This is a genomic window from Acidovorax sp. 106, from assembly GCF_003663825.1.
Taxonomy (GTDB): domain Bacteria; phylum Pseudomonadota; class Gammaproteobacteria; order Burkholderiales; family Burkholderiaceae_C; genus Acidovorax.
Window position 1 is genome coordinate 3,310,656 of record NZ_RCCC01000001.1, and the last position, 21,173, is coordinate 3,331,828.

Here is a 21,173-nt window from a genome sequence, read left to right on the forward strand (position 1 = left end):
AAAAATTGCCGCGAGTCTATGCCACCTGCAGCCCATGTGGATACACCTACCTCTGGGGGCGTGATGAGCACCCGTGCCGTGGCCCGCGATCCATCGCGTCCTGATCCGTCGGCCGTTTTATTTGGCGAGCAGTAGGGCCTGCTGTAGCTGGCTGTGTAGCAGCTGATGCAGGGGCTCGGGCCTGTGCAGGTGAAAGCCCTGTGCGTAGTGGATGCCGATGTCTGTCACGCGCTCTAATACGGAGCCGCTGTGCACGTATTCGGCCACAGTCTCTAGCTGCAGCACGCCCGCCAGGTCAACGAAGCAGCGCACGGCTACATCGCTGAGGGGGTCATCCAATAGGCCTCGGATGAAGTGGCCGTCAATTTTGAGCAAGTCAACTCTGAGGCTCTTGAGGTAGCTGAAGGACGACGCCCCTGCACCGAAGTCGTCTAGCGCGATGCGCACGCCCAACGCACGCACTTGGTCGATGAATGCGCAGGCGTCGGCGAGTTTGGTGATGGCGGCGGTTTCGGTGATTTCTAGGCACAGTCGCTGGCAGATGTCAGCCCCTGCGATCGTCAGCTTTTCGACGGCTTGCCTGTGGAAGGCCCGGTCGCCAATGGATTGCCCCGAGAGGTTCACGCTGATAGTGCCGATGTGCTCCAGGCTGGGCAGGGCGCCAAGCGCTTGGATGGTTTGGTCAAGCACCCAGCGGTCCAGGCGCGAGGCGAGGTGAAATCGCTCTGCAGCGGGTATGAACAAGGCTGGGGAGACCAGCGTGCCGTCGGTGTCAACCAGCCGAAGCAGAATTTCTGCGTGCAGGGTTTCCCCGTGGCCACTGGCGGCGGTGATGCGGGCCTTGCCTTGGGTATTGATGGGCGTGATGCACTGTGCGTACAGAACGAACTCGTTGTCGTCCATCGCCTGTGCGAGGCGGTTGGCCCATTGCGCGTTGCCTTGGCGTGCCTGCGAGCCCTGGTCGTTGTCCACCCACTGGTGGACTCGGTTGCGCCCCCCTTCTTTGGCTGCGTAGCAAGCTGCATCTGCCGCTTGGAGCGCCGCAGTGGGAGTGGCCCATTGTCCGACCAGCGGCACCAAGCCGATACTGGCCCCCACCCGAAAACGGCGCTCATCATGCAGGAAGCGGTAGTCCTCCATGCGGTCGCAAATTTTTTGGGCCAGGCGTGCAGCATGCTCTGCGGGGCAGCGTTCCAGCAGAATCGCAAATTCGTCCCCCCCTAAGCGCGCCACCGTATCCCGTGCGCGTACGCTGTCTGACAGCAAGCGGCTAACTTGCTGAAGCAGCATATCGCCCGCAGCATGGCCGCAGGTGTCATTGACAATTTTGAACTGATCCAAGTCCAGAAACATCAGCGCGTGCGGCACTTCCTGCGATTGGCGTTGCCCCATCAGCGTGGTGAGTCGTGTTTCGAACTCTGCGCGGTTGCACAGGCCGGTCAGCGCATCATGCGTCGCCCGGTAGGTCATCTCTCCGCTCAGGCGCCGTTGCTCAGTGACGTCATGGAACACCAGCACGGCACCCAGCACCTGCCCTTGTTCGTTGCGTATGGGGGCGGCAGAGTCTTCGATCGCTAACTCCGTTCCGTTGTGAGAGATCAAGACGGTGCCTGCGGCCAAGCCGCATACCCGTTGTTGCTGCAGGCACAGTTGAACAGGGTTTTCGGCCGGTGCCCGTGTGTCTTCGTTGATGATCTGGAAAACTTGTGCCACCGGGAGTCCACGCGCTGCGGTGTTGTTCCAGCCCGTCATTCGTTCTGCCACCGGGTTGAGCCAAGTGACGCTGCCGTGCGCATCGGTGGTGATCACCGCGTCGCCGATGGATTGCAGCGTCACGCGCATGAGTTCGTGTTGCTCAGTGAGCTGGGTGGTTAGCTGGTGCAGGTGCGTGATGTCTTGAAACGCTCCGACCAGCCGAACGGCTTGCCCATTCTCGAACTCTGCATGCCCCACTGCCCGCACCCAAATGCGTTGTCCGTCTTGTCGAATTAACGGCAGCTCTAAGTCCCAGCCCTCACCTGTTTGAATGGCGTGCGATACCGCGCTCTCGATGTGGGGGCGGCCTTCGGGGGCGTAGAAGTGGATCGCTGTGGCCAGCTGGGGTTTGAAATGTGCGGGGACTCCATGGATTTTGCGGGTTTGCTCTGACCATGTGAGTTCGCCAGTGGTCAGATCGACTTCCCAGCCGCCAACGCCTGCGACTTCGCCTGTGCGATTCAATAGGTCTTGGCTTTTGCGCAGCGCCAGTTCCTGCAGCTTGCGTTCTGTGATATCTACGAGCACGCCATAGACCCACTCTGGCGCGCCCTGCGCTGTGCGCGTCATGACCCGTCCGCGCTCCTCCAACCAAATCCAGTGCCCGGCTTTGTGCTTCAGGCGCAATTCGGCGTCGTGGCTCTCGGTCAGACCTTGCAGGTGATTGCGCAGTCGGGCGCTGACTTGCTCCATCTCCACAGGGTGCGCTATCTGCGTGCGAAATTGGCCGCGCAGGGGCTGTAGCTCCTCCAGTTTGTACCCGAGCATGTGCGCTGCATTGCTGTTGATGCGAAGCTCATCGGTCTGGAAGTTCCACTCCCAGGTGCCGGTGCCGGTGCCCTCAATGATGGATGCAAGGCGCCAACGCTCGTCGCGCAGCGCGCGTTCAGACCGCAGTTTCTGCGTCACGTCTTGCACCACGCTGATGCTTCGCAGGGGCGTGCCATCGGGGTTGCGCAGCAAAATAGCGGAAAGAAGTACGTCGATGACCTTGCCGCTTTTGCAGACCATTTGGTAGGGCAGGTCCTTGGCTGTTCCAGTGCGGACAAACTCATCGAGAAGGAGTTGCAACATGTCGCGAGACTGCGGTGTCAGTAACGACCCGATGGGGCGGCCAATCACCTCCGCTTCTGTATAGCCCAGGGTCTCTAGCCATAGGGAGCTGACGGAAAGCAACTGGCCCCGCGCATCAATGGAATGCAGCATGGCGGGTGTCATTTTGTAGAGCTGACGCAGCAGGTCACGCTCTGCAGACAGCGCCGCTTCTGTCTGGCGCTGCAGCGTAATGTCCTCGACGGTGCCTACATAGCCTGGGGGCAGACTCGGGCCCAAGGCTGCCGTGGGGCGTGCGCGCGCGCGGACTTGGCGGACCATACCGTCGCCACTTAGAACCCGAAACTCGGTATCCAGCTCCAGTCCAGCCAGCGCATGCTGTTGCCACTTGCTTTGAACGTCCTCTTTGTCGCTGGGGTGCACGGCGCTGGACCAGCCTGTCCCCAGGCTTTGGTCCAGACTCAGACCAAAAATGGACTGCCAGCGCTCGTTGGTGTAGTTGCAGGTTCCGTTGAGATCGGTGGTGAAGATGCCCAGATGCGATGCGTCATTGAGTGCACGGAACCGTGCCTCGCTGTCTGCCAGTGCTTTGAGCGCCGCACGGTGTTCGCTCATGTCTCGCAGCACGATGACCAGCCCTGCTGGATGCATTGGTGACTCAGCCACCGGCGCCAGGCTCAGCGAGATATCCAGGGTGCGGCCATCGGCTGTGCACAGCTGGGTGTCGACGATGGCACCAGCCAGTTCCCCGCGCAAGCAGGCCTGAGCTTTTTCGTGGCTAGCCAGGCACAGGCTGGGTAGCAGGCTCTGCAGTGCGCGCCCCTGTATGGCCGCAGCGCTGTAGCCCGTCAGGCGCAGCGCGGCATCGTTCCACTGGTGGATGACGCCATTGGAGGCAACGCCAAGGATGGCATCAAAGCTTCCCCTCATCATGGCACCTGCTTGGTCTGCCTTGGCGTGCAGTGCACGCTCGCTTTGCAAAGCAAGACGACCCTCCAGCAGTTGCACGGCGGTGCGGGCCAGCAGCGCTAGCAAATGCCGCTGGGTGTCTGTCAGCTTGCGGGGCTGCCGGTCAATCACGCACAGTGTGCCGATGCGTTGTCCGTCTTCAAGCGTCAGTGGGGCACCTGCATAAAACCTGATGTCTGGCTTGCCGGTGACCAGCGCGTTGTCCGCGAAGCGGGCATCGGCAGATGCGTCGCTCACTTCAAAGACCTCGGAGCCCAATATGGCGTGTGCGCAAAAGGCGAGTTCGCGCGGCGTTTCTTGTACGCCCTCCAGGCCCACGTTGGCCTTGAACCACTGGCGATGTGCGTCCACCAGGCTGATCAAAGAGATGGGGCTGCCAGTGACGGTGGCGGCGGCTTGCACCAGCGCATCGAAGGCAGGGTCTGCGGGGCTGTCAAGCACTGCCAGTCGGTGCAGGGCCTGTAGTCTTTGGGTTTCGTGGGCTGGAACGGAAGCGGCTGGCACGAAGGGTCCTCAGGGTATTGCGGTGTTGTGCGCTGTAGCAAGCGATGGTGATTGTGGCGGGAATACGGCGCGCCTGATAAGGGAATGTCCCCTAGTCTGCTCTGTGTAATCGGCTTTGGGGGCGCAGGCGCTCTGACCGCCTTTGCCTAAACCCTTGCCTTCGCCGTGGCTCAGGGAAATGGCATATGCTGACAGCCCCAGGCTTGGAGTGCTTGGTCCCAAGAAAGACAATCAAACATGGCGATTCTTCAGAACACTGATTTGCGTATCCTCATCGTCGATGATCAGGATTCGGTGCGTCTCGTGTTGGCTGAGCAGCTTATAAAAATGGGGGTGCGCGAGGTGGTGCAGGCGCGCTCGGCCATTGAAGCGATCGAGATGTTTGCCGCCCACAAGCCTGACATCGTGCTGCTGGACATCCAAATGCCAGGGCATAGCGGGCATTGGATTGCAGAGCAGATCCGAAATATGGACGGTGGGCACTGGACGCCGATCATTTTTCTCACCGGGCTGGACAGTGACGAAGACCTGTGGGAAGGCATTCGAGTGGGGGGCGACGACTACCTCATCAAGCCCGTGCGCAGCACCGTTTTGGCCGCAAAACTGCGCGCCATGCAGCGTTTACTGACGATGCAGCGCCGATTGGTCTCCGTGACGGAGGAACTGTATGAGGCCAACAAACGGCTCAATTCGCTGATTGAGCGTGATGCATTGACGGGTCTGATCAACCGACGTGGGTTTGATCGAATCCTCCATGAGCAGATATTGCTGGCGCGGCGCCACCGTTTGCCTCTCACGCTGATGATCTGCGACATCGACTTCTTCAAGCAATACAACGACACTTTGGGGCACCCTGAGGGTGATCTGTGTCTGCAAACTGTATCCAAAGTGTTGGGCTCGGTGTGTCAGCGTCCGACGGACACCGCCTGTCGGGTGGGGGGCGAGGAGTTCGCGCTGGTGTTGCCCAACACGCCTCGCTCTGGCGCCATGATGTTTGCCAGGGCTCTGACAGAGGTGCTGGCGTCTCGTGGCATCGTCCACCCGGCGTCGTCAGTGTCGGGGGTGGTCACTGTTTCCGGTGGGATTACCACTTGCGTTCCAGACGAGCAAACTTCAAACCTGGGGATGGTGACCCGGGCAGATGAGGCGCTGTATGCCGCCAAGGCTCAGGGGCGCAATAATTTTTTCAGCTACGAGTTGCAGCTGACTGCCAAGGAACACCTAGCGCAGCGCTGATTCTTGGCGCACGCTCGGAGCGTGGTGACCTGCCGGGCTACCGGCATGCGCAGGGCGGGCGCACCCCAGCCCATTGCCTATCGCGCGGCGGGGCGTTGAACGGCGACACCTGACAACTTGTCCAGTGCACAACGCAATGCACTGGCTATCATCCATCGCAATCGGCCGCCGCACTGGGGTCCTACAAAGCAAGACACACAAGAGGGTGCGATGGAGTATTGGGAGGGATTCGATACCAGCCACTGGAAAACCACTGACAAGGCTTGGATGGCCGAGCGCAAGCAGCAGTGGCTGGAGATTGAGAAGCTGCTGTACGTGCTGGACAAGAACAAGAAAGCCCGCAGCCTCATCAAGCAGTACTTCCTCAAGGGCCAGCTGCCCGAGTGGAAGAAGCTCCATGACTGGAGCCAAGGTTCCACCACGCGGCATCTGGACCTGCTGCTCTTTCTGTACCTGCACCCTAGCCGTGACGACGCGGTGCTGCGCCCTTTGCGCGACCAGTTCATGGACAACCCCCACGCCCGTTGGGACGACCGGTTGATCGGGTTCAACACGTTGTGGCAGATCGGTCTGTCCGAGCCTGCGTCGGGCAGTCTGCGGATGTTTCGCATCGCCGATCTGGAAAAAGAACTGCCCCAAGTGGCCGCCAGCCTGGCGCCTGCGCCCGAGCCCTTTGCGGACTGCCGACGCATTGAGGTGCATACCGATGGCCAGAACGAACGCCTGTTCAATCTGATGTGGCCCGACATCACACAGCAAACCGTGCGCCTGCCGGTGACGCGCGACACCTACTGCTACCGGGCACCCCGGTACACCATGGATTACGAAGAGTTCCCGTTGAGGCGGCACCGCTTCACGCTGGACACGCTGTGGACCATGGGCCAGTGGCTGGTGTGGCCTGCCCCCCTGAACCGGGGCAGCAGCGACATGCTGTTCCAGTACGAGCGGCCGATGGACCTCTGGTACCACCACTGCGCGCAAGAGGATGTGCCGGAAGATCCCGTGTGGCGCGAGCTGGTGATGCTGGCGGTGTACCGCATCTTTCATTTCGACGTGGACCAGGAAGCCCTCGACAGCCCGCGCAGCCGTTTTGTGCGCCGGGCGCAGGCGTTGCTCACGGAGCGCGAGTTTTCCGCTTCATTCCAAGCCCTGATCGCAGCAGCCCGCAACGGCGAGGTCGTTGTGAGCGAGCCCTGGAACAACGACGCCAAGGTTCTGGCACCGGCCTTCTATACGAGCACACGCTGGACCGGCTGAGGCCAGGTGCCCATTTCAAACCCAACCAACCCAAGACGAGAGAGTGAACCCATGCAAACCAGCGCATTTGTCAGTGAACCTGGAGCTTTCCGAATCCGTGCGGCCGACCATGCCGCCGCTTTGACGAGCTTGCAGCGCGGGTGCCCCAAGCACATGGTGATCGCGGACTACTTGCAGAACCCCGAAGAGTTCGCCAGCACGCGCTATCTTGCGCGGGCGTTTGAGCTGCTGGGCACGCAATGCGATGTGGATGGTGGCGATCTGGTGCTGGTGCCTTTCGCAAGCAGCGAGAGCGTGGACCTCTCGGCCTACTACTGGGACTTCATTGAAACGTTGGCGCACGAAGAGAACCCAGGCTCCCTGTCCGAGGGGAGCAAGCTGGCGATGATCGAAGCCGGTGAGGATGTGGACGACGAGCAGGACGCCCGCCACCACGCCAGCGAAGCGGCCGATGACTTCATCAGCGAGATGGGAGATCGCAAGATCACCTTGGCTGAACTCGATGCCGTGATCGCCAGCGAAGGCAGCGTGGACTTTTGCGACTACAACGGCGACACGCCGTTGCTCGCGGCGAGTACGAGTTACCGCTGGGCCATTTCGGCGCGTGCAGATGCGCAGATGGACGGCGACACCGACACCGACGACGGCGACGACGACGACGACGACCCGGAAGAAGAAGCCTATGCGGCACAAGAGTGGGAAAGGAATGTGCACAACCTGCACACCGTGCTGCAACGCTGTCCGGACATGGGCGCGCGCAACAGGGATGGCTTGGACGCCCTGGGCCTGGCGGCAGAGTCTGGCAGCGTGGAGTTCGTTGATCTGCTCATGGCACACGGCGCAACGGTCAACGCGGGCGCGCTGCAGGGCGCAGTCCGCAGCCTGTCGCTGGACATGGTGCGCAAGCTCGCCCAGCACCACGCGCACCTGGCGGGGCCTGATCTGCTGGTTGGCGCTTGCTCTGCCTATAGCATCGTGCCCGGCAAGCTGGAGATGGTGCGTTATCTGGTAGAGGAACTGGGCTGCGACGTGAATGCCCGCGCAACAAAGGTCGCCAGCGCGTTCAAGGGGCCGGTGGGCCGCCTTGGCACGGCCTTGATGGCGGCCGCGCTGACAGACGACCTGGCGCTTGTCCAGTACCTGCTGTCCGCCGGGGCCGACCTGCATGCGGCAGACGCGTACGGCAATACGGCCCTGCATTACTGCAGCGGCCAGACGTGGGTGAACGAGCCGGGCGGGGGGACGCTCTGGTTCGCGCTGGATGACAACCCGAAGCTCATCGACCTGCTGCGCAGCCACGGTGCGGACGATGGCGCCCGCAATGTGGCCGGTAGAGCGCCTGCCGATCTGTGCGCCAGCCGCCGCCCGCACGGCCCAGCGGACGAGGCGGACGAGGCGGACTGACGGCCTTGCCGTCGTCCACCGGTCGGGCATCCTTGGCTGTACTGGACCGTTGCCCATGGCCTATGCTGCACCCCGCTTGGCATCGCGTCCTGCCAACGCCGCTGCGAGACCGCAAGCAGGCGCCAAGGCACCCGTCAAAAAGTACCGCGAGCCTGCGCGATGCCGCTATGCTTGCCCACCATGAAAAATCGAGACGATGAAACCACGGCGGCCGTGGCCGCACTGGCACAGCAAGACGTAGCCCGCGCACTGGCCGAAGATGTAGGCGCTGGCGACCTCACCGCCGGCCTGATTGACCCCGCCCGCCGCGCCCGTGCCCGCATCCTGGCGCGCGAAGACGCCGTGATTTGCGGTGCCCCCTGGGCTGAAGCCGCCCTGCGCGCGCTGGACCCCACGGTGCAGATCACCTGGCATGTGGTCGAGGGCCAGCGCTGCGCGGCCGACCAGGTCGTGCTGGAGCTGGAGGGCAACGCCCGTGCGCTGCTGAGCGCCGAGCGCACCGCGCTGAACTTTCTGCAACTGCTGTCGGCTGTGGCCACCAAAACGCGCACCTATGTGGACGTGGTGGCGGGCACCCGCGCCCATATCGTGGACACGCGCAAGACCCTCCCTGGTCTGCGCCTGGCGCAAAAGTACGCCGTGCGCGTGGGCGGTGGCACCAACCACCGCATTGGCTTGCACGATGCGGTGCTCATCAAAGAGAACCACATTGCCGCAGCGGGTGGCGTGACGGCGGTGCTGAAAGCGGCGCAGGCGGTGGCCGCTCAGGCCCGCTTTATCGAGATTGAGGTGGAAACGCTGGAGCAGCTGGCCGAGGCGCTGGACGCGGGCGCCAAGATGGTGCTGCTGGACAACATGCCGCTGCCCATGCTGCGCGAGGCGGTACGGATCAACGCGGCGCATGCGGGCGGTGGTGCCATCCTCGAAATCTCAGGCGGCGTGACGCTGGCGGGCCTGCGCGAGCTGGCTGAAACCGGTGTGGACCGCATCTCGATTGGCACGCTGACCAAGGATGTCAAGGCCACCGATTTTTCGATGCGCCTACAGGAGCTGGCATGAGCAACGCAACCCTGAACCGCATTAACGTCGAATACGAGCAGCCCGACGAAGCGGCTGCGGGTTCTGTCTGCTCCACCAAGCACGCCTGGGCCCGCGTGCCGCCCGAGCCCTCGCAGGCCGAGCGTGCCGCGCTCAAGGACAAGATCCGCCGCCTGCTCAAGGAAAAAAACGCGGTCATGGTGTCGCACTACTACGTGCACCCGGACTTGCAAGATTTGGCCGAAGAAACCGGCGGCTTGGTCAGCGACTCGCTGGAGATGGCCCGCTTTGGCCGCGACCACGCCGCACAGACCCTGGTGGTGAGCGGTGTGCGCTTCATGGGCGAGACGGCCAAGATTTTGAGCCCGGAAAAGACCGTGCTCATGCCCGACCTGGACGCCACCTGCTCGCTCGACCTGGGTTGCCCCATCGACGAGTTCAATGCGTTTTGCGACCAGCACCCTGACCGCACCGTGGTGGTGTACGCCAACACCAGCGCGGCGGTGAAGGCGCGGGCCGACTGGCTCGTGACATCGAGCTGCGCGCTGGAGATCGTGAGCGCCCTCAAGGCCGCAGGCCAAAAGATTTTGTGGGCGCCCGACCGCCACCTGGGCGCCTACATCCAGCGCGAAACGGGCGCAGACATGGTGTTCTGGAACGGCGCTTGCATCGTGCACGACGAGTTCAAGGCGCTGGAGCTGGAGCTGCTCAAAAAAGAGCACCCGCGCGCCAAAGTGCTGGTGCACCCCGAAAGCCCTGCCGATGTGGTGGCACTGGCCGATGCCGTAGGCTCCACTAGCGCCATCCTCAAGGCCGCACGCGAGATGGATGCCACCGAATTCATCGTGGCCACCGACAACGGCATGATGCACAAGCTGCGCACGCTCAACCCCGGCAAGACGTTTTACGAAGCCCCCACTGCTGGCAACAGCGCCACCTGCAAGAGCTGCGCGCACTGCCCTTGGATGGCGATGAACGGCCTGGCCGATGTGGCCCGCGTGCTGGAGACGGGGGCCAACGCCGTGCACGTAGAGCCCGCGCTCATCCCCCGCGCGCGCCAGCCGATTGACCGTATGCTGGCCTTTACCGCAGCGCTTAAAAATGGGCAACCCACGGTGGGCCTGGTGCCGCACTTGGGCGCTGCTTAATTTTTTGCTATTAAAAATGTAGCTGCCAGCGCTTGTTCATCAAGCTCTGGCAGTGCTTTTTATCCAAAAAATTGGCTCATGCCGCAGCCGGAGGTGCCTGCGCCTCCATCCGGTAGCCCAGTCCGCGCATGGTGTGGATCAGCGCGGTGGCGTGGCCGTCATCGATCTTGCTGCGCAGGCGGCGGATGTACACGTCCACCACGTTGGTGAGCGGGTCTTCGCTGTGGCCCCACACGCTGGCCAGGATGCGTTCGCGGCTGAACAGGCGTCCCGGGGCGCTCATCAGCAGCTCCAGCAGCGCCAGCTCGCGGGCCGTCAGCGTCAGGGCTTGACCGGCACGCGTGGCCTTCATGCTCTCGCGGTCTAGCACCAAGTCGTCTATCTGCAGGCGGCTGGACCGACCTGGCTGCAAGGGGCGGGCGCGGCGGGCCAGGGCTTCCAGGCGGGCCAGCAGTTCTTCAAATTCAAAGGGCTTGCACAGGTAGTCGTCCGCGCCCATGCGCAGCCCCGCCACGCGGTCTTCCAGCGTGCTCAAGGCGGTGAGCATGAGGATGGGCAGCGACACCCCGGTGGCGCGCAGGGTCTGGCAAATCTCCATGCCGTTCATGCCGGGCAGCATCAAGTCCAGGACCAGCACCGTGGCCGCGTCGCCTGGCTGGGCGCTGCGGGCGGCGTCCTGGGCCAGTGCCAGGCCTTCTACGCCGTGGGCGGCGCGCTGCACGCTGTGCCCTTCGGCCCTCAGGCCACGCATCAAGAAGTCTGCGATCCGGGGATCATCTTCCACCAAAAGAATGTTCATGCCATGCCTGTGTTTGGAGTTGCCAGCAGTGCAGCGTGGCCACCCTGCGCCCCGTGCCACAGTGGCAGCCGCAGCCTGGCACAGGTGCCGCCCTCTGCAGCACCTAAGGGCCAGGGACTTTGCAGCTCCAGCGTGCCACCATGGGCTTGCGCCAGCGCGCGTGCAATGGGCAGCCCCAGGCCGCTGCCGCTGGCACGGTGCTGGCGGGCCGCACTGCCCCGGAAATGCCGCTCAAACACCTGAGGCAGCTCCTGCGCCGGGATGCCAATGCCTTCGTCGCACACAAGCAACTCTGCACTGCCTTCTTGCACACGCAGGCACCAGTCAACACGGCCGCCGGGGTGCGAGTAGCGGATGGCGTTGTCCAGCAACAGCAGCACCAGTTGGGTCAGGCGCTGTGCATCGCCAAACACGGTCAGCGGCTCGGGCATGGTGGCCTCTGCCTGCTGTTGCAGGCGCACGCCTTGCTCTGCCGCTAAGGCGGTGGCCAGTGCCAGTGCGTCCAGCACCTGGTGCTGCAGCACCACGGGCTCGCGGGCCACGCTGAAGGTCTCCATGTCGGTGCGGGCCATGGCCAGCAGGTCGTCAATCACCTTGCCCTGCTGGCGTGAGATGTCGACGATGCGGGCCAGCGCCTCACGGTATTCGCTGGCCGGTCGCTCGCCGCCGCGCAGCGTCACCTCGGCCTCGCCCCTTATGGCGGTGGTGGGGGTGCGCAGCTCGTGGCTGATGTCGGCCAGCAGCTGGCGCCGTCGCAGGTCGGTGCGCTGCAGCGATTCGTTGGCCTGGTGCAAATCGGCCGTGCGCTCACGCACGGTGGCTTCCAGCACCTGGCGCTGTTGCAGCTCGCGCTGGCGATGGCGTTCCAGCTCGTCGGCCATGGCGTTCATGCTGCGCGCAGCATCGGCAAACTCGTTGCGGCCTGGCAGATTGATGCGGTGGTGCAATTGCCCTTGCTGCAGTGCCCGTGCGCCGTCTGCCAGCGCATGCAGTGGGCGGCGCAAGGCGCGCCCAAAGTACAGCGTGGCCGCCAAGGCGCCCAGCGCCAGGGCCAGGGCTGTGCCAATCCACAGCGCCCGCATGCGGGCCAAAGAGGCATCGGCGGCGGCGCGCTCTCGCTGCATGGCGGCCTGTTCGCGCGCGATACTCTGGGCCACCAGTTCGCGCAGATCGCGCCCTTCGGACTGTTCGAACACTGCGGTCAGCGCGTTCCACACGGCGCTGGCTTGCACCTCGGGCGTGAGGGGCTGCATCTCGCGCACCGCAGCGCCCAGCTGGGCCACGCTGTGGGTCAGCACGCGCAGGGCGTCCAGGCGGGCGGCGTGTTCTTCTGGCGCCTCTTCGGCAAGGCCCATGGTTTCGGCATCGCGCGCCAGCGCCACCAGCGACTGCAGTTGCGCCTGCATGCGCTCGACCAGGGTGTCGCGCTCAGCCGGAGCTCCACCCGCGCCGATCTGGTGCTGCGTGGCCCAGGCGCGCAGGCGTTGCTTGGTGGAGGACAGCTCCACAAACCGCTGCAGGGTGTCGCTGGCCACGCGGCCCCGCACCACTTGCCGTTCGGCCTCTCGCACCGCTACCACGGCCGCCAGACCCTGCAGCGTGACGGCGGCGGCCAGCAGGACGAGGACGAGGCTGAGTCGGCGGCGGAACATGTGGGCATTGTCGCTGCACCGTCGGCGCCGATGCCCTTGTTCATCTGGCGTTAATGTGGGCATCAGGCGCCGTTCATGTGGCGTCCACGGGTGGTTCATTCCAGCGTCTTCCAATGCATCTCTGTGGTTGCACACCCTGTGCCTCCATCGTTAACCCACCGTCCGCTTGTGAAGGAATTTCTGAAATGAAAGCACGCCACCTCGCTCCTATTGCATCCCTTGTTCTGGCCGGGCTCAGCACCCTGGGCCATGCCACCGTGGTGAACCGGGCCATCACCGAATCCGAAGTCACCGCTGCGCAGGCGGCCTGGTGCCAGGCACTGGTGGACATCAGTGCTGCCCACGACAAGGGCGGACAGCCCGCCGCCAAGGCCTTGGCCGAGAAAGTCATCGACGCCGCCTACGGCTACCAGCTGGGGGCCGTGCTGTTCAAGCCCACGCTGACCACAGCGCCACAAACCTTCCGCACGACCCGTTCGGGCGCGGTGGCCTACTTTGTGGGGGGCGACAACAACTTCCCCAACGACACGGGCTTTGCCCTGAAGGGGTGGACGCGTTGTGAATCTAAAAATGCAGCCATCTTTGTTGCGGGCGATTCGGCCTCCAGCATGGGCAACGTAGTGATGACCGACAAAGGCGGCAAGGTGACGACGGTGGACAAGACCTGGTCTTATGTGAAGGACGACGCGGGCAAACTGCGCATCGTGGTTCACCACTCCTCCTTGCCCTACAGCGGCCAGTGAGGGCTTGAGGACGTGAAGACCCGCGCCGGGCGACGGCCCCGCCACGCGGGGTGAAGGCTATGTCGCGAGGCGGGTGGCCAAGGGGGTGCGCTGCGGGGGGTGGCGCAATGTGGCTATCCTTGCCACCTTTGCCTTGGCGCAGGTGCCTGGCAACGTGGGGCCGCAAGGCCCGGCGTGCTGGCGATTTTGCTATGAAAAACATAGCTGTCTGCGCTTGATTGGATTGCCCTAGGGGCCCATTTGACTCTTTATGTCCTGCATCGACTTCTCCCAGCCTCTGCAGCCTGATGCGCCACGCCTGCGCTGCCAGTTTGGCTTGCCACGCCAGGTGCTGCGCGCCGACGCGCCCACCCAGGTGCGTGCGGTGCTGGACGCTGTGCACGCCGCCGCACGGCAAGGATCATGGTGCGTGGGTTATGTGCGCTATGAAGCGGCTGCCGCGTTCGATGCCGCCTTGCAGACCCACGCGGCTGATGGCCCCCTGGCCTGGTTTGCCGTGTACGACCACGCCGAGCCATGGGCTGCGGACGCCTCGCCCCCCGGCGCAACCGGCGATGCCCCCAGCGTGGATTGGCAGGCGGGCATGGCGCGCCAGGACTTTGATGCCGCCATTGCCTACATCCAGCGGGCGATTGGCAACGGCGAGCTGTACCAGGTGAACTACACCGCGCCGCTGCAGGGCACGCTGCATGGGCAGGCAGCAGACCTGTTTGCCGCCTTGCACCGGGCCCAGCCTCAGGGGTATGCGGCCTGCATCAATGCGGGTGCAGAGCAGGTGCTGTCCGTGTCGCCTGAGCTGTTTTTTGATTGGCAGGAAGGGCTGGACAGCCCAGCAGGCGAAGGGCCCTTGCTGGCCCGCCCCATGAAGGGCACCGCCCCGCGCGGGGCCACCCCTGAGCAAGACGCAGCCCATGCCGAACACCTGCGCACGGCCCCCAAGGAGCGTGCCGAGAACGTGATGATCGTGGACCTGCTGCGCAACGACGTGTCGCGTGTGGCCTTGCCCCACAGCGTGCGGGTGCCTGCGTTGTTTGCCACCCAGGCGCTGCCTACGGTGTGGCAGATGACTTCGGACGTGGTGGCCCGCACGCGCCCCGGCACCACGCTGGCCGATGTGTTTGCTGCCTTATTCCCCTGCGGCTCCGTCACCGGTGCGCCCAAGGTGCGGGCCATGCAGATGATCCACGCGTTAGAGCCGCAGCCGCGCGGCGTGTATTGCGGCGCGGTGGGCGTGGTGCGGCCTGCGGGCCCGGCCACTGACCGCGCAGCGGGCCCAGGCGTTGTCCAGGGCTTGCACCCGGTGGCTGCCACCTTCAATGTGCCCATCCGCACGGTGGTGCTGCGCGCGGGTGCGCAGGGTGCAGCCCCGCAGGCGGTGTGCGGCATTGGCAGTGGCATCACCTCCGGGGCCGAGGCCGAGGCCGAGTGGAACGAGTGGCGCCACAAGCGCGCTTTTGTGGAAAGGGCGAGCATGCCGTTTGAGATTCTGGAAACCCTGGCGCTGGACGCTGGGCAACTGCGCCACGCGGGCGAGCACCTGGCCCGCATGGGCGTGGCAGCGCAGCACTTTGGCTTTGTGTGGGATGCTGCCCGTGTGCAGCAGTGCCTGCAGGCCCTGGCCGCGCAGCACCCCGAGGGCCTATGGCGTGTGCGCCTGCTGCTGGACGCCACAGGCCAGCCACGTGCCGAGGCATTTGCCATGCAGACCACCGCCGTGCCCGTGCTGTTGCAACTGGCTGGGCAGCCTTTTGCCGAGGCGCACAGCGAGTTCACCCGCTTCAAGACCACGCGCCGCGCTCATTACGACGCCTTTACGCCCGATGCGGCCACGCAGCCTGGGGTGTTCGATGCCTTGCTCTACAACGGGGCGGGTGAGATCACCGAATGCACACGCGGCAACATCGCCGCGCTGCTGCCCGATGGCCGCTGGGTGACGCCCCCGCTGGCCAGTGGCCTGCTGCCCGGCGTGGGCCGAGCCGTGGCCCTGCGCGAAGGCCGCGTGGTGGAGGCCGTGCTGCGCCTGAGCGATGTGCCGCAGGTGCGTGAATGGGCCTTTGTGAACAGCCTGCGCGGTTGGCTGGCGGCGCGGGTGGTGCCTTCGGCGGTGTAGCAAGCCAGCCTGCCAGGCGCCGCCAAGGCCGCTATGTGAACACACTGTGTCTTGAGCGCAGGCTTTCCTTGCAAGGGATGCAAACGCCGAGCGCGAGAGCTTTTAGCGCTGCAAAAGTTCGTGGTTTGGGGTAGGTAGTTTTGCACTGGCAAGTTGTGCGAGGCGGGTGCATCATCGCGCCTTGCAGGTGTTTGCGCGCCTGCTTCACTGAGCCTTGCCCGGGGCCCCATGATCTGGTCACTCTCCTTTTTTCTTCGAACCCCGGGTGTTGGTGGGCGCAGTGGCATGGAGAGGACTTGCCGTTTTTGTCTGTTCAAAACATGAAACACTCCAAATGGATTCGACAAGTGGCGTTGGCATCGGTGGCCCTGTGCGCCACCATGGCCTTTGCCAGCAATCAGCACGCCCATTGGGCCTACCAAGGCCATGGCGGCCCCAAGCACTGGGGCGAGCTGGAGTCTTCCTTCGAAGCCTGCGCGCGCGGCAGTGCCCAGAGCCCGGTGGACATTCGCAACCCCGTCAAGGCCGATTTGCCCGCGCTGGACTTCCAGTACGCCGCTGCCGCTCCCACGCTGGTCAACAACGGCCATACCGTGCAGGTCAACTTGCCCGCAGGCAACAACCTGGTCGTGGATGGCAAAAAGCTGGAGCTGCTGCAGTTTCATTTCCACACCCCCAGTGAGGAGGCGGTGGCTGGCAAGCACGCCGCCATGGTGGCCCACTTTGTGCACAAGGATGAAGACGGCAAACTGGGCGTGGTGGCCGTGTTGATACAGCCCGGCAAGACCAACCCCGCATGGGCGCCCATCTTTGCCCATCTGCCACGGGTGGGTGAGCAGGTCACGGTCGATGGCCTCTCGCTGGATCTGCCCGCCTTGTTGCCTGCCAAAAAGGGCTACTACAGTTTCGAGGGCTCGCTCACCACGCCCCCATGCTCCGAAGGCGTGAAGTGGATGGTGCTCAAAGAGCCCGTCAAGCTCAGCCCACAGCAGATCAAGGCGTTTCGCCAGATCTACAACGCCAACGCTCGGCCCCTGCAGCCCTTGAATGGCCGTGTGGTGAAAGAAAGCAACTGACAGCGGCCAACACAACCCCCTGGCGTCGTTGTTCCGTCTTGTCGTACGGCTTGTACTGCCTGCGACGGAATGCCTGGCCAGGGCCGCTTCGCTGAGTCGTTGTGGCCGCTCCAAAAAGCAAGCAAAACGCAGCCGAGCGCGTCAGCGCAACGCGGGGTCAAGCCTTGCTCAGGTCGTTGCAACGGAAGGCTTGAGGTGCTGGCGTGCCATGGTCAAAAACGCCATGGCCGCCGGGCTCAGGGGCTGTTTGGCCAGGCGGATGGCGACCACCGGAAACTCCAGCACCGGCCGCACGATGGGCAAGGCGCGCAGGTCGGGCGGCATGAGGCGCGCCACATAGCGCGGCAGCAGCGCCACCCCGGCGCCCGCCTGGATCATGCCGAACGCGGTGGTCAGCATCGAGACATGGTGCACCACCTGCGGGTACACGTTGGCCACGGTGCTCAGCTCGCGGCTGATGGCGCGCCACACCACGGCATCGGGGTTCACATGCACCAGGGGCAGGCCGTCCAGGTCGCGTCCCTGCACACTGGCGCGGTGGGCCAGCGGGTGGTCGTGCCGCAAAAACAGCGCCATGCGCTCGCTGAACAGGCGCTCGGTCGCCAGCTCGGAATGCGTCTGCCCGATGTCCGAGCCCAGCGCCAAGTCCGCCTCGCGCGAGAGCACCTGCGCCACCATCTGCGCAGCATTGCTGTCGTGCAGCGTGGCCACCAGTTGCGGGTGTGCCTTGGAGAAGCGCGCCAGCAGCGCGGGCAGCAGCGCCCCGGCCGTGAGGTGCCCCACGGCCACCACCACGCGGCCCTCCTGCAGCTGTGCTTGCGAGCGGCAGGCGTGCACCGACTCGTCAATCATGCGCAGCGCGCGCTGGGCCGTGTCGGCCATCATCTGCCCCGCGTCGGTAAGGCGAATGCGCCGCCCGCGCACCACCAGCGGCTGGCCCAGCTGCTGCTCCATGCGCTTGACCAGGTGGCTCACGGCGGGCTGCGTCAGCTGCAGCGCATCGGCCGCCAGCGTGAAGCTGCCCGTCTGTGCAATGGCCGCCAGCGCGCGGAACTGCTGCAAAGAGACTTCTTCGCTAGGGGCGGCAGATGGTTTCATTAGGCTGTTTATGACATGACGTCATAGTGAAATAACTTTGATTATCTGTTTTGATGGATAGCCAGCGCCTACATTGGGGGCGTTGAAGGCGCCTTCTTTTCGTTGTTTCTGCTCTCCCTCTTGCAAGGAATCGATCCATGATCCGTCGCCACCACTTTCTGCGCGGCCTGGCCGCCGCCCTGGCGCTGGGCGCCACCGCGCCTGCAGCGCTGGCCCAGGCCAGCAAACCCATCCGCCTGATCGTGCCCTTCCCGGCGGGCGGTGCCACCGACCTGTTTGCGCGCACCCTGTCGCAGAAGATGGGCGAAAAGCTGGGCACCTCCATCGTCATTGACAACAAGCCTGGCGCAGGGGGCAGCCTGGGGTCGGACATGGCGGCCAAGGCCCCGGCTGATGGCCTGACGCTGCTGTTGGCCACCACCAGCACGCACTCGATTGGCCCGGCCATGGGGGGCAAGCTGCCCTACGACACGGTGCGCGACTTCACGCCGATTGCCCACGTCGGCAATGCGCCCAGCATCATGCTGGTGCCCAACAGCTCGCCCGCCAAAACGGTCAAAGAGTGGATCGAATACGCGCGCAAGAACCCCGGCAAGCTCAACTACGCCTCCAGCGGCAACGGCACCATCGTTCAATTGACGGCCGAGCTGTTCAAGGCGCAGGCGGGTCTGTATGTGACGCACATTCCCTACAAGGGCACGGCGCTGGCGATTCCAGACCTGGTGAGCGGCCAGCTCGACGTGCTGTTCGATTCATTGCCCACCGGCATGCCCCATGTGCGCGATGGCCGCCTGCGTGCGCTGGGCGTCACCACGCTCAAACGCAGCCCGCTGGCGCCCGATTTGCCGCCCATTGCCGACACGTTGCCCGGCTATGAGTCCAACACCTGGTTTGGTCTGTACGGCCCCAAGGGCTTGGGTGCCGACATCGTGACCCGGGTGAACACCGCCGCCAACCAGGCGCTGAACGACCCCGAGGTGCGCAACAAGCTCACCACCTTGGGCATTGAGCCCGTGACGAGCACACCCACCCAGTTCAGCAAGATGGTGGCGGACGACCTGGCCAAGTGGAAGCGCATCATCACCGAGCGCAAGATCGTCAACGAATAAGCAGAGTGGGCCAACGCCGCAAGGTGTTCCGGCCCAGTATTCAAGCCAAGCCATCACAAAAAGCCTAGGAGACCGCATGCAGTTCAACTACCAAAACCCTTACCTCTCTACCCGCATCCCGGTGTTCGCACGCAACGTGGTGTCCACCTCGCACCCGCTGGCGGCGCAAGCCGGTCTGCGCATCCTGCAGCAGGGTGGCAACGCGGTGGATGCCGCCGTGGCCACCGCCGCCGTGATGACGCTGGTGGAGCCCGTGAGCAACGGCCTGGGCAGCGATGCGTTCTGCATCTTGTGGGATGGGCAGCAACTGCACGGCCTCAACGCCTCGGGCCGCGCCCCTCAGGCCTGGACGCCTGAGTACTTCAAGGCCAAGTACGGCGCAGACGCCACCACGCCGCCCATGCGCGGCATTGACTCAGTGACCATCCCCGGCGCGGTGCGTGGCTGGGTCGCTTTAAGCCAGCGCTTTGGCAAGCTGCCGTTTGGCGACCTGATGGCGCCAGCCATTGAGGTGGCTGAACGCGGCTACCTGGTGCCGCCGGTGGTGCAGCAAAAGTGGGCCGCCGCCACGCCAGTGTTGCAAGGCATGGCGGGCTTCGCTGGCACGTTCTTGCCCTGGGGCCGTGCGCCCGAGGTGGGGGAGCTGTTCCGCTTCCCTGCTGCTGCGCGTGCACTCAAGGCCATTGCCGCCACCCACGGCGACGCGCTGTACGAAGGTGAAATCGCTGAAGCCCTGGCCGCGTTTGCCAAAGAGCAGGGCGGCGCCCTGACGGTGAAAGACCTGGCCAGCTATCAGCCTGAGTGGGTGACGCCCATCGCGCGCGACTACCGGGGCTACACGCTGCACGAGATCCCACCCAACGGCCAAGGCATCGCCGCGCTGATTGCGCTGGGTATTCTGGAGAAATTCGACATGGCCAGTCTGCCGGTGGATTCGGTGGTCTCGCAGCACCTGCAGATCGAGGCCATGAAGCTCGCGTTTGCCGACGTATACCGCTATGTGTCCGAGCCATCGACCATGGAAGTGACGCCCGAGCAGATGCTCGATGACGCCTATCTGGCATCGCGCGCCCGCATGATCGACCTGGGCCGTGCACAAGACTTCAAGGCGGGCAACCCTGTCAAGGGCGGCACCATCTACCTCACGGCAGCCGATGAGAGCGGCATGATGGTCAGCTTCATCCAGAGCAACTACATGGGCTTTGGCTCGGGTTGCGTGGAGCCCACCTTCGGCATCAGCCTGCAAAACCGGGGCCACGGCTTCAGCCTGGACGCTGCCAGCCCGAACGTGGTGGCGCCGGGCAAGCGGCCGTTTCACACCATCATCCCGGCCTTTGTGACCAAGGACGGCCAGCCCGTGATGAGCTACGGCGTGATGGGCGGCAACATGCAGCCGCAAGGCCACATGCAAACGCTGGTGCGCATGCTGGACTACCGCCAGAACCTGCAGGCCGCCTGCGATGCGCCGCGCTGGCGCTTCAACAAGGGGCTCAACATCAACGTGGAAGCGGCCATGAACGCGGCCACCGTGCAGGGCCTCAAAGACCTGGGGCACGAGATCGATGTGATCAACGACTCGTACCAGGACTTTGGCGCAGGCCAGTTCATCTGGCGTGCGGGCAACCCGGCTGTGCAAGGCTATGTGGCTGCGAGCGACCCGCGCCGCGACGGGTTGGCGGCGGGGTATTGAGGGGCAGGGCGGGCTCTTTGCCCGCCTTCTTCCCCTTGGTCCGCCTGACTGCTGGCGTGTGGCAGGGCAGCCCCAGCAGTGGTTTTTATTCGAGCCGTGCTTTGGCGTAGGTGGCGCGGTCCATGTCGCGCACTTCCACGCTCAGCTGCACTGACATGCCTGCAGGGCGGGGTGTCAGGCGCTGCAGCACCTCCAGCACACGTCCTGCCAACTCGGTCTTGGCCTCGGGTGTGCGGCCCGTCATCAGGCGCAGCTCGGCATGTACAAAGCCGCGTAGCTCGGGGGCGGTGCCCATCACAAAGTCGGTCACGTCCACAAAGCGGATTTTCAGGTCGGCCTCGACCGGAATCTGTGGGTGCGCTGTCAGGGATGCGGCCAGTTCTTTCAGGACCTGGGCTTTGGGATACGTGCCGAGGTTGGCGGTGGTTTCAATGACCAGATGGGGCATGTGCGTGTACTTTCGTTGCGGTTGGAAATGGCGGGGCGATAAAACGCCCACAGACGCCAAGTGTGCACCGTTTGTGAACCGTTT

At 64.2% G+C, this 21,173-nt stretch carries 15 protein-coding genes; 10 read left to right on the top strand and 5 right to left on the bottom strand.

Features of this window, described 5'->3' with window-relative positions; translation table 11 throughout:
• Positions 1-117: 117 nt before the first annotated feature.
• Positions 118-4,281, bottom strand: coding sequence for a PAS domain S-box protein (locus C8C98_RS14765; protein WP_121454888.1), 4,164 nt, complete (start codon positions 4,279-4,281; stop codon positions 118-120).
• Positions 4,282-4,518: 237 nt separating this feature from the next.
• Here C8C98_RS14765 and C8C98_RS14770 point away from each other — a divergent pair, with 237 nt between their 5' ends.
• The 5 genes from C8C98_RS14770 (at position 4,519) to nadA (ending at position 10,364) form a co-directional block, all read left to right on the top strand.
• Positions 4,519-5,517, top strand: coding sequence for a diguanylate cyclase domain-containing protein (locus C8C98_RS14770; protein ID WP_121454889.1), 999 nt, complete (start codon positions 4,519-4,521; stop codon positions 5,515-5,517).
• A gap of 117 nt (positions 5,518-5,634) precedes the next feature.
• On the top strand, positions 5,635-6,774 hold the full coding sequence (locus C8C98_RS14775; RefSeq protein WP_233574556.1) for a hypothetical protein: 1,140 nt from the start codon (positions 5,635-5,637) through the stop codon (positions 6,772-6,774).
• Between the two features lie 51 nt (positions 6,775-6,825).
• A complete protein-coding gene (locus C8C98_RS14780; protein WP_121454891.1) occupies positions 6,826-8,178 on the top strand; it encodes an ankyrin repeat domain-containing protein in 1,353 nt (450 codons plus the stop codon).
• 180 nt (positions 8,179-8,358) lie between these two features.
• Positions 8,359-9,237, top strand: a complete 879-nt coding sequence (gene nadC, locus C8C98_RS14785) for a carboxylating nicotinate-nucleotide diphosphorylase (protein ID WP_121454892.1) — start codon at positions 8,359-8,361, stop codon at positions 9,235-9,237.
• The gene (nadA, locus tag C8C98_RS14790) at positions 9,234-10,364 is read left to right on the top strand and encodes a quinolinate synthase NadA (protein WP_121454893.1); all 1,131 of its coding nucleotides are present in this window, start codon (positions 9,234-9,236) and stop codon (positions 10,362-10,364) included. The genes nadC and nadA overlap by 4 nt, the downstream gene beginning before the upstream one ends.
• A gap of 76 nt (positions 10,365-10,440) precedes the next feature.
• Here nadA and C8C98_RS14795 read toward each other — a convergent pair whose 3' ends face one another.
• A complete protein-coding gene (locus C8C98_RS14795; protein WP_121454894.1) occupies positions 10,441-11,163 on the bottom strand; it encodes a response regulator transcription factor in 723 nt (240 codons plus the stop codon).
• On the bottom strand, positions 11,160-12,815 hold the full coding sequence (locus C8C98_RS14800) for a HAMP domain-containing sensor histidine kinase (protein ID WP_121454895.1): 1,656 nt from the start codon (positions 12,813-12,815) through the stop codon (positions 11,160-11,162). Before C8C98_RS14800 ends, C8C98_RS14795 begins: the two co-directional genes overlap by 4 nt.
• Positions 12,816-13,000: 185 nt before the next feature.
• On the opposite strand from C8C98_RS14800, the gene C8C98_RS14805 reads away from it, so the two are divergent.
• The 3 genes from C8C98_RS14805 to C8C98_RS14815 all read left to right on the top strand — a co-directional run bounded on the left by C8C98_RS14805 (position 13,001) and on the right by C8C98_RS14815 (position 16,744).
• Positions 13,001-13,558 carry a hypothetical protein gene (locus C8C98_RS14805; RefSeq protein ID WP_121454896.1) on the top strand — a complete coding sequence of 186 codons (558 nt, stop codon included), beginning with the start codon at positions 13,001-13,003 and terminating at the stop codon, positions 13,556-13,558.
• A gap of 250 nt (positions 13,559-13,808) precedes the next feature.
• Positions 13,809-15,668, top strand: a complete 1,860-nt coding sequence (locus C8C98_RS14810; RefSeq protein ID WP_121454897.1) for a chorismate-binding protein — start codon at positions 13,809-13,811, stop codon at positions 15,666-15,668.
• 320 nt (positions 15,669-15,988) lie between these two features.
• The gene (locus C8C98_RS14815; protein WP_121454898.1) at positions 15,989-16,744 is read left to right on the top strand and encodes a carbonic anhydrase; all 756 of its coding nucleotides are present in this window, start codon (positions 15,989-15,991) and stop codon (positions 16,742-16,744) included.
• Positions 16,745-16,912: 168 nt separating this feature from the next.
• Here the strand turns inward: C8C98_RS14815 and C8C98_RS14820 are convergent, their stop codons facing one another.
• Positions 16,913-17,842 carry a LysR family transcriptional regulator gene (locus C8C98_RS14820; protein WP_121454899.1) on the bottom strand — a complete coding sequence of 310 codons (930 nt, stop codon included), beginning with the start codon at positions 17,840-17,842 and terminating at the stop codon, positions 16,913-16,915.
• Positions 17,843-17,979: 137 nt separating this feature from the next.
• Between C8C98_RS14820 and C8C98_RS14825 the strand changes: the two genes are divergently transcribed.
• Both C8C98_RS14825 and C8C98_RS14830 read left to right on the top strand, forming a co-directional pair.
• A complete protein-coding gene (locus tag C8C98_RS14825; RefSeq protein WP_370450408.1) occupies positions 17,980-18,951 on the top strand; it encodes a tripartite tricarboxylate transporter substrate binding protein in 972 nt (323 codons plus the stop codon).
• A 76-nt stretch (positions 18,952-19,027) separates the two neighbouring features.
• Complete coding sequence (locus C8C98_RS14830) at positions 19,028-20,641, top strand: gamma-glutamyltransferase family protein (protein WP_121454900.1); 1,614 nt, start codon at positions 19,028-19,030, stop codon at positions 20,639-20,641.
• 85 nt (positions 20,642-20,726) lie between these two features.
• On the opposite strand, the gene C8C98_RS14835 is transcribed toward C8C98_RS14830, so the two are convergent.
• On the bottom strand, positions 20,727-21,089 hold the full coding sequence (locus tag C8C98_RS14835) for a 5-carboxymethyl-2-hydroxymuconate Delta-isomerase (protein ID WP_121454901.1): 363 nt from the start codon (positions 21,087-21,089) through the stop codon (positions 20,727-20,729).
• Positions 21,090-21,173 lie beyond the last annotated feature (84 nt).